The organism is Luteimonas sp. MC1825, assembly GCF_014764385.1.
Lineage (GTDB): Bacteria > Pseudomonadota > Gammaproteobacteria > Xanthomonadales > Xanthomonadaceae > Luteimonas.
This window is the reverse complement of the sequence record NZ_CP061714.1, coordinates 1314273-1328898: the sequence shown is the minus strand read 5'-3', so window position 1 is coordinate 1328898 and position 14626 is coordinate 1314273. Positions and strand designations below refer to the sequence as shown.

Annotated in this window: 10 protein-coding genes; 9 read left to right on the top strand and 1 reads right to left on the bottom strand. The window is 70.6% G+C overall.

Annotated elements, in window-relative coordinates:
- Positions 1-10 precede the first annotated feature (10 nt).
- From rseP to IDM46_RS06090, 7 genes are all read left to right on the top strand, one after another.
- Positions 11-1366, top strand: coding sequence for an RIP metalloprotease RseP (gene rseP, locus IDM46_RS06120; protein ID WP_185115127.1), 1356 nt, complete (start codon positions 11-13; stop codon positions 1364-1366).
- 63 nt (positions 1367-1429) lie between these two features.
- Positions 1430-3892: an outer membrane protein assembly factor BamA gene (gene bamA / locus IDM46_RS06115; RefSeq protein WP_182821433.1), complete on the top strand. Its 2463-nt coding sequence runs from the start codon at positions 1430-1432 to the stop codon at positions 3890-3892.
- A gap of 13 nt (positions 3893-3905) precedes the next feature.
- Positions 3906-4931, top strand: coding sequence for a UDP-3-O-(3-hydroxymyristoyl)glucosamine N-acyltransferase (gene lpxD / locus IDM46_RS06110; protein WP_185115126.1), 1026 nt, complete (start codon positions 3906-3908; stop codon positions 4929-4931).
- The gene (fabZ, locus tag IDM46_RS06105) at positions 4928-5386 is read left to right on the top strand and encodes a 3-hydroxyacyl-ACP dehydratase FabZ (protein ID WP_182821436.1); all 459 of its coding nucleotides are present in this window, start codon (positions 4928-4930) and stop codon (positions 5384-5386) included. The genes lpxD and fabZ overlap by 4 nt, the downstream gene beginning before the upstream one ends.
- Before the next feature lies 1 nt (position 5387).
- On the top strand, positions 5388-6173 hold the full coding sequence (lpxA, locus tag IDM46_RS06100) for an acyl-ACP--UDP-N-acetylglucosamine O-acyltransferase (protein ID WP_185115125.1): 786 nt from the start codon (positions 5388-5390) through the stop codon (positions 6171-6173).
- On the top strand, positions 6170-7363 hold the full coding sequence (lpxB, locus tag IDM46_RS06095; RefSeq protein ID WP_185115124.1) for a lipid-A-disaccharide synthase: 1194 nt from the start codon (positions 6170-6172) through the stop codon (positions 7361-7363). Before lpxA ends, lpxB begins: the two co-directional genes overlap by 4 nt.
- The gene (locus IDM46_RS06090) at positions 7360-8034 is read left to right on the top strand and encodes a ribonuclease HII (RefSeq protein ID WP_185115123.1); all 675 of its coding nucleotides are present in this window, start codon (positions 7360-7362) and stop codon (positions 8032-8034) included. The genes lpxB and IDM46_RS06090 overlap by 4 nt, the downstream gene beginning before the upstream one ends.
- A gap of 31 nt (positions 8035-8065) precedes the next feature.
- Here the strand turns inward: IDM46_RS06090 and IDM46_RS06085 are convergent, their stop codons facing one another.
- Positions 8066-10126 (bottom strand): tetratricopeptide repeat protein, encoded by a 2061-nt coding sequence (locus IDM46_RS06085; RefSeq protein ID WP_185115122.1) that lies wholly within the window; start codon positions 10124-10126, stop codon positions 8066-8068.
- A 186-nt stretch (positions 10127-10312) separates the two neighbouring features.
- Here IDM46_RS06085 and IDM46_RS06080 point away from each other — a divergent pair, with 186 nt between their 5' ends.
- Together IDM46_RS06080 and dnaE are read left to right on the top strand one after the other, a co-directional pair.
- The gene (locus IDM46_RS06080; RefSeq protein ID WP_185115121.1) at positions 10313-10948 is read left to right on the top strand and encodes a hypothetical protein; all 636 of its coding nucleotides are present in this window, start codon (positions 10313-10315) and stop codon (positions 10946-10948) included.
- 84 nt (positions 10949-11032) lie between these two features.
- Positions 11033-14602 (top strand): DNA polymerase III subunit alpha, encoded by a 3570-nt coding sequence (gene dnaE, locus IDM46_RS06075; protein WP_185115120.1) that lies wholly within the window; start codon positions 11033-11035, stop codon positions 14600-14602.
- The last annotated feature ends 24 nt before the right edge of the window (positions 14603-14626 follow it).

Here is a 14626-nt window from a genome sequence, read left to right as displayed (position 1 = left end):
CCGCGCCCCCATGAGTACGTTCCTCGGTTCCGTGTGGTGGATGATCGTCAGCCTTGGCGTGCTGGTGACATTCCACGAATTCGGCCACTACTGGGTGGCGCGCCGCAACGGCGTCAAGGTGCTGCGCTTCTCGATCGGCTTCGGCAAGCCGCTGTGGTCGCGCCGCGGCCGCGACGGCACCGAATACGTCATCGCCGCGCTGCCGCTCGGCGGCTACGTGAAGATGCTCGACGAGCGCGAGGGCGACGTCGACCCGGCCGAGGCCGGGCAGGCCTTCAACCGCAAATCCGTGTGGCGCCGGATCGCCATCGTCGCCGCGGGCCCGCTGGCCAACCTGCTGCTGTGCGTCGCGCTGCTGTGGGCGATGTTCGTGATCGGCCGGCCTGATTTCATGCCGGTGCTGGGCCAGGTTTCGGGCATCGCCGCCGAGGCCGGCCTCGCGCCCGGCGACACGGTGCTCGCGGTCGGCGAACGCGCCACGCCGACCTGGAGCGAGGCGGCGATCGCCCTGACGACCGCGGCGATGGACCGTGGCGACCTGGACGTGCGCGTTCGCACCGCCGCCGGCGACGAGGCCACCCGCGCCCTGCGGCTGTCCACCCTGCCCGCCGACATGGACGAGCGCCGCGCGGTCCGCGCGATCGGCCTGGTGCCGCGCAGCCACCTGCTGCCGGCGGTGGTGGGCAGCGTGCGCGAGGACGGCGCCGCCTGGGGCGTGCTGGCCGACGGCGACCGCATCACCGCCATCGACGGCAACCCCGTGGACTCGTTCGACGCGATCGGCCCGCTGGTGCAGGCGCTGGGCGAGCAGGGTGGCACCGGAATGGTCGAGGTGCAGCGCGACGGTGAGCGCCTGGCGCTGGAACTCGCCCCTGCCCTGGCCGAAGTCGAGGGCCGCGAACCCTTCTGGGCGCTCGGCATCACCCCCGATGCCGCCCGGGCGCCGACGCCCGATGCCCTGCTGCGCCATGGTCCGCTGGCCGCGCTGCCGGCCGCGGTCGCCGAGACCGGGCGCCTGGCCAGCGACTCGCTGGGCATGATCCGGCGCCTGCTGACCGGCCGCGCATCGGCGGAAAACGTGTCCGGCCCGATCACCATCGCCCGCTACGCCAATGCTTCGGCGAACCTGGGGCCCGCGTGGTTCCTCAGCTTCCTCGCCCTGCTGTCGCTCAGCCTGGCCATCATCAACCTGCTGCCGATCCCGATCTTGGACGGCGGTCACCTGTTGTATTACCTTATCGAGTTGGTCAAGGGCAGCCCGCTCGGCGAGCGCGCGATGGTTGCCGGCCAGTACGTCGGACTTGCGATGCTCGCCGGCCTGATGGGCCTGGCGTTCTACAACGACATCCTGCAACTGGTGCGCTGACGCCACCCGCAAGACCGCTGCACGACCCGTATACCCCCGAACCGCCACACCCGGACGCATTTGATGACGCGATACCCGAAACGCCGCCTGCTCGCCCTCGCCCTGGCCTCGTCGCTCGCGACCCCGGCCCTGGCCCAGCAGCCGGTCGATCCGCAGGCCGCCTTCGGCATTGCGCCGCCGCCCGCCACGCCGGCAAGTACAGCCGTGTCCCGGGGCGCCTTCACGGTCAGCGACATCCGTGTCGACGGCCTGCAGCGCATCGGCGCCGGCACCGTATTCACGTACCTGCCGATCGAACGTGGCGATACGGTCGACAGCAGCCGCGTCGGCGACGCCATCCGCGCGCTGTACAAGACCGGCTTCTTCGAGGACGTGCGCATCGGCCGCCAGGGCGACATCCTGGTGGTGACGGTGACCGAGCGCCCGGCCATCAACAAGCTCACGCTGGTCGGCAACAAGGACATCAAGACCGAGGACCTGAGCAAGGGCCTGCGCGACATCGGCCTGGCCGAGGGCGAGACCTTCGACCGCCTCGCGCTCGACCGCGTCACCCAGGAACTCACCCGCCAGTACAACAACCGCGGCAAGTACAACGTCGAGATCACGCCGACGGTGTCGACGCTCGACCGCAACCGCGTCGACGTGACCATCAACGTCAAGGAAGGCAAGGCGGCCAAGATCAGCCACATCAACCTGGTCGGCAACGAGACCTTCGACGACGAGGAGCTCACCGACAGCTGGGAGTCCGGCGAGAGCAACTGGCTCAGCTGGTACCGCCGCGACGACCAGTACTCGCGCGAGAAACTCGAGGGCGACCGCGAGAAGCTGCGCAACTTCTACCTCGACCGCGGCTACGTCGACTTCAGCGAAGACAACATCCAGGTCGCGATCAGCCCCGACCGGCGCGAGATGTACATCACCGCAGGGCTCACCGAGGGCGAGGTGTTCACCGTCGACAAGGTCGAGGTCACCGGCGACACGGTGCTGCCCAAGGAGGACATCGAGAAGCTGGTGCTGATGCAGTCGGGCATGTCGTTCTCACGCGCGCTCCTCGAGTTCAGCTCCGACCAGATCACCGCCACGCTCAGCAACATCGGCTACGCGTTCGCCCAGGTCAACGTGATCCCCGACATCGACCGCGAGAACCGCAAGGTCTCGATCAACCTGCAGGTGGTGCCGGGTCCGCGCGTCAACGTGCGCCGCATCGTGTTCAAGGGCAACTCGCGCACCTCCGACGAGGTCATGCGCCGCGAGATGCGCCAGTTCGAGGGCGCGTGGTATTCGCAGGCCGCGATCGACCGTTCCAAGGTCCGCCTGCAGCGCCTCGGCTTCTTCGAATCCGGCAGCGTCAACGTCGAGAGCAAGCCGGTCGCCGGCAGCAACGACCTGGTCGACGTGGAGTTCAGCGTCACCGAGACCACGTCGGGCAGCTTCATGTTCGGCCTCGGCTACTCGCAGCTCAGCGGCATGACCACGTCGGTGCAGCTGTCGCAGAACAACTTCCTGGGCAGCGGCAACCGGATCTCGATCGAGGCGCAGCGCAACGTCTACCTGCAGCGCTACTCGTTCTCGTACGTGAACCCCTACTTCACCGATGACGGCCTGTCGCTCGGCTACAACGTCTGGTGGCGCGAATTCGACAACTCCGAGTTCAACACCGCGCAGTACTCGTCGACCAGCCGCGCCGCGCAGGTCATGCTCGGCATCCCGATTTCCGAACACGACAGCTTCTCGGCGATGTTCGGCATCGACAGCAACCAGATCTTCGCATTCCGCGGAAGCTCGCCGCAGTCGATCGTCGATTACATCGATGTCATCGGCCAGCGCACCTTCCACGCCTGGCGCGGCGAGGTGGGCTGGGCCCGCGATACCCGCAACGATTTCCTGCAGCCGAGCCGCGGCACGCTGCAGCGGATCTCGGCCGAGGTCACCCTGCCGGGCTCCACCGCCGAGTACTACAAGCTCAACTACGAGTTTTCCAAGTACTGGCCCATCTCGCGCGCGCTGGTGCTCAACACCCGCGCCGAGATCGGCTACGGCGACAGTTACGGGCCGGCCCGCGAAGGCATCGTCTACGACCCGGACTCGCCCGAGGACACCGACGACCTGCCGCAGCGCCGCAACGCGATCGCCGACGGCCTGCCGTTCTTCGAGAACTTCTACGCCGGTGGTGCGCGCTCGGTACGCGGGTTCCGCGACAACACCCTGGGCCCGCGCGAGTCCGCGTTCGGCAGCAACTACCGCCAGGTCGTCGGCGGCGCGGTGAAGACCATCGGCGCGCTGGAGATGTTCTTCCCCACCCTGCTCGACTCGCCCGCGGCGCGCGTCTCGGCGTTCGTCGACTTCGGCAACGTGTTCAAGGACATGGACGCGTTCGATACCGGCGAACTGCGTTCGTCGGCCGGCGTGGCGCTGATGTGGCGCGCACCGGTCGGGCCGATCTCGATCAGCTACGCGTTCCCGCTGCGCAAGAAGGAAGGCGACGAGATCGAGCGCCTGCAGTTCACCTTCGGCGGCGCGTTCTAACGGCGGGCATCCCATGCACTCGACCACGACCCTGACGGCGGCGGCGCTGGCCGAACGCTTCGGGCTGGTGCTGCGCGGTGACGGCGGGACCGAGGTCGACGCGGTCGCCACGCTGTCCGGTGCCGGCCCGCGGCAGCTTTCGTTCCTGTCCAATCCGCGCTACCGCAGCCAGCTGACCGGCTCCGCGGCAGGCGTGGTGGTGGTGGGCGAGTCGGACGCCGACGGTCTTGACCGCACGCTGCTGGTCGCGCGCGACCCCTACGTCGCGTTCGCGCGCATCGCCGCGCTGTTCGATCCACCGCGGGCGCCGCGCGCTGGCGTGCACGCCAGCGCGGTGGTCGGGTCCGGGGCGAAAGTCGATCCTTCCGCCGAGATCGGTCCCTTCGTGGTCATCGGCGAGCGCTCGGTGGTGGGTGCGGGCGCGATCATCGGCGCGGGCTGCGTGATCGGCGAAGACTGCGTGGTCGGCGCGGGCAGCCATCTCGTGGCGCGCGTCACCCTGGTGCGCCGCGTGCGACTGGGCGAGCGCGTGCTGATCCACCCGGGTGCCGTGCTCGGCGCCGACGGTTTCGGCCTGGCGATGGACGGCGGGCGCTGGACCAAGGTGCCGCAGCAGGGCGGCGTGCGCGTCGGCGACGACTGCGAGATCGGCGCCAACACCACCATCGACCGTGGTGCCATCGAAGACACCGTGCTCGAGGAGGACGTGCGCCTCGACAACCAGATCCAGATCGGCCACAACGTCCGCATCGGCGCGCATACCGCCATGGCCGGCTGCGCGGCGGTTGCCGGCAGCGCGGTGATCGGCCGCTACTGCCTGGTCGGTGGTGGCGCCGGCATCCTCGGCCACCTCACCGTCTGCGACCGCGCGATGATCAACGCGATGGCCCTGGTCACCAGTTCGATCGACGCGCCGGGCGAGTATTCTTCCGGCACGCCACTGATGGACACGCGGAGCTGGCGCAAGAGCGCCGCTCGCTTCAGGCAACTCGACGCGCTGGCCCGGCAGGTGCAGCGCCTCGACAAGGAGACACCATGACCCCACCCGCCGTGCAGTTGCCGATCGGCGTCAATGCCATCCGTACCATGCTGCCGCACCGCTATCCGTTCCTGCTGGTCGACCGCGTGGTCGAATTCGAGGCGCACAGGCGCGTCCTCGCCTACAAGAACGTCACGGTGAACGAAGCGTATTTCCAGGGGCACTTCCCCGATCGCCCGGTGATGCCGGGCGTGCTGGTGGTCGAGGCACTGGCGCAGGCCGGCGGCGTGCTCACCCAGCTGTCGCAGGGCGGCACCGCCGAAGGACGCCTGTCGTACCTGGTGAAGATCGACAACGCGCGCTTCTCGCGCATGGTCGAGCCCGGCGACCGCCTCGACCTCGAGGTCACCATCAAGCGCGAGATCCGCAACATGACGCTCTATTGCGGCCTCGCCAGCGTCGACGGCGAACAGGTCGCGTGCGCAGACATCCTGTGCGCCGAGGTCAAGGACTGAGATGGCCGCCACGACGATCCACGCCAGCGCGGTCGTCGATCCTGCTGCGCGGATCGGCGAAGGGGTCACGATCGGCCCGTTCACCTCGATCGGCGCCGACGTCGAGATCGGCGATGGCAGCCGCATCGGCGGCCACTGCAGCATCCAGGGGCCCACCCGCATCGGCCGCGACAACCGTGTCCACGGCCATGCCGCGATCGGCGGCGAGCCGCAGGACAAGAAGTACCGCGGCGAGCGCGTCGAACTGGTGATCGGCGACCGCAACGTCATCCGCGAGTTCGTGACCATCAGCCGCGGCACCTTGGGCGGTGGCGGCGTCACCCGCATCGGCGACGACAACTGGCTGCTGGCCTACGCGCACGTGGCGCACGACTGCGTGGTCGGCAACCACTGCGTGTTCTCCAACAATGCCACCCTGGCCGGCCATGTCTCGGTCGGTGACCACGTCATCCTCAGCGGCTTTGCCGGGGTGCACCAGTTCTGCCGGGTCGGCGACCATGCCTTCGTGGGCATGGGCGCGTTCGTCAACGGCGACGTCGCGCCCTACCTGATGGTCGCGCAGGACGGCTACGGCCGGCCGCGCGGGATCAACGCCGAGGGCCTGAAGCGCCGCGGGTTCGACGGTGAGCGTATCGCCGCGATCCGCCGCGCCTACCGCGCGGTGTACATGTCCGGCGACAGCCTGGACGACGCGCGCGCCAGGCTCGCGGCGATGGCCGCCGACAGCGACGACGTGCGGCGCATGCTCGACTTCATCGAGGCCGGCGAACGGCCGCTGCTGCGGTGAGCGCGCGCGCGCCGCGCTTCGCGCTGGTGGCCGGCGAGGCCTCGGGCGACCTGCTCGGCGCGGGGCTGGTCGACAGCCTGCGGGCGCGTTTCCCGGATGCCGGGTTCGCAGGCGTCGGCGGCGATGCGATGCGCGCCGCCGGCGTCGACACCTGGCACGACGCCGGCGAGCTGGCGGTGATGGGCCTCAGCGAAGTGCTCGCGCACCTGCCGCGGCTGCTGGCGCTGCGACGCGGGCTGCGTGCGCGCCTTGTCGACTGGCGCCCGGACGTGTTCATCGGCATCGATGCGCCCGACTTCAACCTCGGGCTGGAACGCCAGCTCAAGTCCCGTGGCATCCGCACCGTGCATTACGTCAGCCCCTCGGTGTGGGCCTGGCGCCAGGGCCGCGCGGCGAAGATCGGCCGCAGCGCCGACCGCGTGCTGTGCCTGTTCCCGATGGAGCCGGCGATCTACGCCCGCCACGGCGTGGATGCGCGCTTCGTCGGCCACCCGATGGCCGATGCCATGCCGCTCGAACCCGATCGCGCCGCCGCGCGCGCGCGGCTTGGCCTGCCCAGCGACGCACCGGTCCTGGCCGTACTGCCCGGCTCGCGGCTCGGCGAGATCGGACGCCTCGGCCCCACCTTCCTGGCGGCGGCGGCACGGGTCGGGCAGCGCATTCCCGGCCTGCAGGTCCTGGTGCCGGCAGCGAACGCCGCGTGCCGCGGTGCCCTGTCCGCGCTGCTCCCCGGTCCGGCCCATACCCTGCCCGCGGTCCACCTGCTGGACGGCCAGGCGCGCGACGCGATGTTCGCCGCCGACGTGGTGCTGCTCGCCTCAGGCACCGCGACGCTCGAAACCATGCTGGCCAAGCGGCCGATGGTGGTCGGCTACCGCATCGCGCCGACCACGCATGCGATCGTCAAGGGCCTCGGCCTGCTGAAGGTCGACCGCTACGCGCTGCCCAACGTGCTGGCCGGCGAAACCATCGCGCCCGAACTGATGCAGGACGACTGCACGCCGGAGAAGCTGGCGGAGGCGGTGCTGGCCTGGTTTGCCGACCCCGATGCGGTCGCGGCTCTCGCGCCGCGCTACCGCGAACTGCACCTGATGCTGCGCCGCGACGCCTCGCACGAGGCCGCCGGCGCGGTGGCCGAACTCGTCGATCCTCGCCACCACGTCGCCGCGTCCGCAGAGGCGCCGGCATGAGGCAGCGCCCCCCACGCGCCGGCGGCATCACCCGCAGCGATGGGCATGACTGCAGCCTCGCGGCGACCCTGCTGGTCGCGGGCGTCGACGAAGCCGGCCGCGGCCCGCTGGCGGGCCCGGTCGTGGTGGCCGCGGTGGTGTTCGACCCGGCGCGGCCGCGCGTCAACGGACTCGACGACTCCAAGCAGCTGTGCGCATCGCGGCGCGAAACCCTGTATGCGCGCATCGTCGAGCGCGCGCTGGCCTGGCACGTGGTGACGATCGCCGCCTCCGAGATCGACCGGCTCAACATCCACCAGGCGACCATGCTGGGCATGCGCCAGGCCGTCGAAGGCGTCGCCCATGCCGCCGGCTGCGCACGCATCGACGGCAACGCGCTGCCACGCGGACTGCCCTGCCCGGCCGAGGCCTGGGTGGGCGGCGACGCGCGGGACCGCAGCATCATGGCCGCGTCGATCCTCGCCAAGGTCACCCGCGACCGCGCCCTGCAGGCGCTGCATGCGTGCTATCCGCACTACGGCTTCGATGCGCACAAGGGCTATGGCACGCCCGCTCACCTGCAGGCCCTGCGCGCGCACGGCCCCTGCCCCGAGCATCGCAGGAGCTTCGCGCCGGTGCGCGCATCCGAGTCCCGCGACCTGTTCGCGGACCTCGGCGTGTCCGCCCCTTGATTCAGCGGACGCGGCACGCCGGCGCGCGGGATCATTCGCGGAGCTGGCTTGCGCGGATCCGGGCGTCCGAAATCCCTGCTTCGCGCGCGCGTTCGAACTCCTGGCGCGCGGCCTCGCGCAGGCCCAGCATCGCCAGGCTCTCGGCGTTGTAGAGCGCGATCTCCGCGCGATCGCCGGTTTCCGCGGCGCCGGACGTCCGCACCAGGGCAAGTGCCTCGTCACGCTTGCCGAGGTTGGCGCAGTACCAGCCCAGCGCGGCCTGGGCATAGCCGTCTCCCTCGTTGATGCCCAGGTAGCGGCGCACGCGCTGCTCCGCCTCACTGTAGGCCGCCCGCACCTCCGCCGGTGCGGCGCCGCTGGCGCGCAGGCCGTCGGCCAGGTTGCCCCAGTTGATGTAGTCGTCGGGGTCGAGTTCGAGCGCGCGCCGGTACAGCGCGACCGCGCCCTCGTGATCGCCGGCCTGGCCGCGCAGGAGCGCGAAGTTCGCCAGCACGTCGGCGCTGGGCGTGATCGCGATCGACCGCTCGAAGGCGCGTGAAGCCTCGTCGTCCTCGCCCGCCAACAGGTGCAGGAACCCGAGGGTGTTCCAGTTGCCGGCGTTGTCGGGGTCCAGTTCCAGGGCGCGGCGGTAGGCGCGCCGCGCGTCCCCCAGACGCCCGTCGCGATACGCCTGGTAGCCGGTCTCGGCGTGAACCCGCGCGTCCTGCGGCGCCAGCGCCAGCGCCCGGTCGAACTGCCGGCGCGACCCTGCGACATCGCCACGCGCCGCCGCCACCTTGCCGAGGCCGACATGCGCCAGCGCCGCGACCGCCGGTGCGTGGCTGGCGGCGTTGAAATGGACCTCGGCCTTGTCCAGCTCGCCATCCACGCGCAGCAGGTTGCCGAGGGCGAGCGACGCCTCCGGCGGCACCGGCACCATCTCCAGCGCCCGCCTGCAGGCCGCCAGCGCACGCTGGTGGGCCTCGGCATCGTTCCAGTACTCGAAGCGCCGGGTTTCCGTGGTGCACAGCGCCGCCTGTGCGCGGGCGAACTCCGCGTCCTCGGCGAGCGCCGCGCGAAACGCCTCCGCGGCCTGGCCACTGCGCTCGCGGTCGAGCGGGGAGCGCGCGAGTTCCACGCCGCGCAGGTAGGCCTCGAACGCCGCCACGCTGCGCGTCGGCGCGAGGCGCCGCCGCAGCGACTCGCCCTGGCCCGGCACCGCGCCCAGCATGGATTCGACGACCTCGGCGGCGATCGCGCCCTGGGTGTCGAACACTTCCGAAAGCGCGTGTTCATAACTGCGGCTCCACAACACGTAGCCGGTGCCGGTATCGCTGAGGCGCGCGCTGATGCGCACCCGGTCGCCATCGCGGCGGACGCTGGCGTCGAGCACGGCGCGGACATCGAGCATGCGCCCTAGCTCGCGCACGTCGGCCTTGCGGCGCGGATCCGCCGGGTCCATCAGCGCCGCCACCCTGAGGCCCGGCACCGATGCCAGCGCGTCGTGCAACTCCACGGCGAGGCCTTCGGCGAACCAGGCATCGGCGGCGCTGCCGCCGACCATCGTGAACGGGCGAAGCGCGATCGTGGCCGCGGTAGGTGACGTGGCCTGGGGCGGGGCGAAGCGCCACCAGGCGGTCGCCGCGAGCACGACCAGCATTGCCACCGCCACCACGCGCAGCCAGGGAGACCGGCCCGCGCCCCGTTCCTCGGCCAGGTCGTGCACCGCCGAAATTTCCACCGCGGGCATGCCGTCTGAAATTTCCGATGCGACGGGTGGTGCCGGGGCGACATCCACTTCCGGATCGCACATGAACCGGTACCCGACCGCGTGCACGGTCTGGATGTAATGCGGATGCTCCGCATGATCGCCCAGCGCCTTGCGCAGCTGTGCAACCACCCGGTTCAGCACGCCTGGCGTGACATGGCGGTGTCCCCAGACCTGGTCCAGCAGTTCATCGCGCGAAATCGCGTAACCGGGTTGCGCCAGCAGCGCCAGCAGGACCGCGTAGGCCTTGGGTTCCAGCGCCACGGGGTGCCCGCCGCGCACGACCCGGTGTGCGGCGGTGTCGACTTCGACGTCACCGAATCGATAGACGCGTGCGTCATCCACCATGGAAATGCCGGCCCGATAGCGCCCAGCAGCGGGTCCCGGTAAGAACGCCGGAACCGCCCCGGACCGGCAACGTCGCATTCCCTCGCATTTCCATCATGGTCCCCGCACGGTTCCGTCAAGCTTCGCGGAGGAAACTGCAGCACGCTTGGATCCCGCCAGAAGGCGCTCCATGCGGAGAACGCCATGTACGTCCATCTCGACACTCTGCCGTTGCCCACGGCCGACCCTTCGGGGCGCGCGCGTCGCAACCACATCGCCGGCCGGGTCCCCGACCAGCGCACCATCGCGCGGTTCCAGAGCGTGGCCAGCGCGCTGGCCGGACCGGAGCATGTCCCGCAGCTCGACGTCATCGCAAGCGCCACGCGCCAGGTCCTCGGCCAACAGACGACCAGTTCCAGGCTCGCCGGCATCCGCCAGCGGGCGCGTTGCCTGCGTGCCCTGCGGATGCTCGCGCGGGAACCCGCCTGGCAGCTTGACCCCGGCCTCAAGGATCGCATCCGTTTGCTGGAGGACTACGCCAACGGCACCGAGCGCCTGTTGCCTGACGCCGTGCCGGTGGTTGGTGGCCTCGACTACGCATTGCTGGTCGACCTGGCCATGCCGGCGCTGATCGATGAACTCGAGGCCTACCTCGATTTCCGTCGCCTGCGGCTCGAGGAGGCGATCCTGCGCGGCGAACGCCCGCACGGGATCGCGTTCGGACGCGACGAGTGGCTGGAGGCGCGCGAGGCCGAGGTGCGGCTGCTGGCGCACATCCTCGAGCGCGGTCGCAGCACCTACCTCGACGAGGCCGGCGCGGCACGGTTCCAGGTTCACTGAGGGCGATCCGCGCGGATCGGGCTGTCAAGCCTTGTCCGCGCGGGAGCGGGCACCTAACCTGCGTGTTGCCACGCCGGTCCCGCGATGTCCCCTCGTTTCGTCCACCTCAACCTGCACAGCGAGTATTCACTCGCCGACTCGACGATCCGCATCCCGGACCTCGTCAAGCGCTGCGTGGCCATGGGCCAGCCATCGGTCGCGGTCACCGACCGCAACAACCTGTTTTCGCTGGTCAAATTCTTCAAGGCCGCCGAAGCCGCCGGCATCAAGCCGATCGCAGGCGCGGACATCAGTGTCGCAGACGGCAACGATGCCCCGGCCACGCTCACCCTGCTCTGCCGCGACCATGACGGCTACCTGGCGCTCTCGCGCCTGCTGACGCGGGCCTGGATGGAAGGCCAGCGCCACGATGGCGTGGTGGTGCGTCCGGAATGGCTGCGCGAGGACCACCGCGGCCTGTTCGCGCTCGCCGGTCGCCACTCCCCGGCCGGACGCCTGGTGGCCGCCGGCAAGCACGACCTGGCCGAAGCCTGGCTGCGCGACTGGCGCGGCGTGCTCGACGACGGCCTGCACCTGCAGCTGGCGCGCTGCGGGTTTGCCGACGAGGCCGCGTTCAACGACTTCGCGCTGTACGCCGCCGCGCCCTGCGGGGTGCCGCTGGTGGCCGGCAACGAGGTGCGCTTCCTCGATGGCGACGGCTTCGACGCGCACGAGGCGCGCGTGTGCATCGCCTCCGGGCGCGCGCTCGACGACCCGCGCCGCCCGCACGAGCACACCGCCGAGCAGTACCTGAAGTCCGCCGACGAGATGGTGGCGCTGTTCACCGACGCGCCCGACGCGATCGACAACGCCGTGGCGCTCGCGCAGCGCTGCAACCTCGAGCTGCGCCTGGGCACGTACTACCTGCCGGCGTTCCCGGTGCCCAGCGACCACACCCTGGATTCGTGGATCCGCAGCGAGGCGCGCGACGGGCTCGACCGGCGCCTGGCCGTGCAGCCGCTGGCGCCCGGCCACGACCGCGCCAGCTACGACGCGCGCCTGGACACCGAGCTCGGCGTCATCGTCTCGATGGGCTTCCCCGGCTACTTCCTGATCGTCGCGGACTTCATCAACTGGGCCAAGGACCACGGCATCCCGGTCGGTCCGGGCCGCGGGTCGGGCGCCGGCTCGCTGGTCGCCTGGGCGTTGGGCATCACCGACCTCGACCCGCTGCCCTACGACCTGCTGTTCGAGCGCTTCCTCAACCCCGAACGCGTGTCGATGCCCGACTTCGACATCGACTTCTGCATGGACCGCCGCGACGAGGTGATCGAGTACGTCGCCGCCAAGTACGGCCGCGACCGCGTCAGCCAGATCATCACCTACGGCACCATGGCCGCCAAGGCGGTGGTGCGCGACACCGGCCGCGTGCTCGGCTTCCCCTACGGCTTCGTGGACAGCGTCGCCAAGCTGGTGCCGATGACGCTGGGCGTGTCGCTCGCCGATGCACTCGGCCGCACCGAGAAGGGCCGCAAGGACGACGCCTGGCGCTCCGACGAACTCATCGCCCGCTACGGCGACGAGGACGATGTGCGCGACCTCATCGACCTCGCCCTGCAGCTCGAGGATCTGACGCGCAACGCCGGCAAGCACGCCGGCGGCGTGGTGATCGCGCCGTCGCCGCTGTCCGACTTCTGCCCGCTGTACGCCGAACACGACGGCGACGGCCGCGGCCGCAACCCGGTCACCCAGTTCGACAAGGACGACGTGGAAAGCGTGGGGCTGGTGAAGTTCGACTTCCTCGGCCTGCGCACGCTGACGATCATCGACTGGGCGGTGAAGGCGATCAACGCGCGCGCGCGGACCGGCGCGGAGCCGTCGGCCGCGCCGCTCGACATCACCAAGCTCGCGCTCGACGACAAGGCCACCTACGAGCTGTTCGCGCGCGGCGAGACGGTGGCGGTGTTCCAGTTCGAATCGCGCGGCATGCGCGAGCTCCTCAAGCGCGCCAGGCCAGACGTGTTCGAGGACATCATCGCGCTGGCCGCGCTGTTCCGCCCCGGCCCGCTGGGTTCGGGGATGGACAAGGACTGGGTGGACCGCAAGCACGGCAACGCCGTGGTCAGCTATCCGCATCCGTCGCTGGAAACGGTGCTCAAGCCGACCTACGGGGTGATCGTCTACCAGGAACAGGTGATGCAGATCGCCCAGGTCCTGGCCGGCTACTCGCTGGGCGGCGCCGACCTGCTGCGCCGCGCGATGGGCAAGAAGAACGCCGCGGAGATGGCCAAGGAGCGCGCCAAGTTCGAATCCGGCGCCGCCGGCAACGGCGTCGACCCGAAGGTGGCGACGCAGATCTTCGACCTGATGGAAAAGTTCGCCGAGTACGGCTTCAACAAGTCGCACTCGGCCGCCTACGCGCTGGTCGCCTACCAGACCGCGTGGCTGAAGGTGCACCACCCGGCCGAATTCATGGCGGCGGTGCTGTCGTCGGACATGGACAACACCGACAAGGTGGTCATGTTCCTGGACGAGGCGCGCAAGCTCGGACTCGACGTGCAGCCGCCGGACGTCAACGCCTCGGGCTACATGTTCCAGGCCATGGACGGCGTCACGCTGCGCTACGGGCTGGGCGCGGTGAAGGGCGTCGGCCAGGGTGCCTGCGAGGCGATCGCGGAGGAGCGGTGCAGGGGCGGACCGTACGCGGACCTGCTCGATTTCTGCCGCCGCGTGGAATCCGCGCGCCTCAACCGGCGCACGCTGGAGGCACTGGTCAACGCCGGCGCGCTCGACGCGCTCGGCCTCAACCGCGCCTCGCTCACGCTGCAGCTGCCCGAGGTGCTGAAGGCGACCGAACAGCTCGCGCGCGAACGCGAGGCCGGGCAGGCTTCGCTGTTCGGCGGGTTCGCCGAGCCGCAGGCGGCGGCGCGCATCGAGCTGCGCGAAACCGCGGAATGGCCGCTGCAGCAGAGGCTTGCCGGCGAACGCGAGACGCTCGGCCATTACCTCAGCGGCCATCCGCTCGACCCCTGCCGCGAGGAACTCAGGGCGCTGGTCGGCTGCGACCTCGGCCAGCTCGATGCGCTGTGGGAATCGGGTGCATCGACGCGCGGCGGCGGCAAGGACGGGGGGCGCGGCGGCTGGCGCCAGGAGGTCACGGTGGTGGTCGCCGGCCAGGTCGCGGGCATGCGCAAGCGCGGCGAGTCGCAGGCGTTCGTGCACATCGAGGACGGGCGCGGACGGCTGGAATGCGCGTTCTTCTCGGACGCCTGGTTCGAGAATGCGGCGCTCCTCACGCGCGACCGCATCGTGATCGTGGAAGGCGGGTTGCGCGAAGACGAGTTCAGCGGCGGGTTTTCGCTGCGCGCACGCCGCGCCTGGGATTTCCAGCAGGTCTGCGAGCAGGCCGCGCAGCGCATGTCGCTGCGCCTGGACCTGCGCGTGGCAGGCGTCCTGGAACGCGTCGAAGCGCTGCTCGCGCGCCACCGTCCGGGATCCACGCCACTGCGCTACGACCTGCTGCTGGCCAGCGGCGCGGCCGGCAGCCTCGACGTCAACGGCGCGCAGTCGGTGCGCGTGGACCCGACCATGGTCGGCGAACTGCGTGCGCAGCCCGGTGTCAAGGCGGTGCGCGTGGCGGTCGGCGCCAGGCCCTGGTCGCAACCGGCGCCGTAGTCGCGACCGCACGCCCGGGTACGG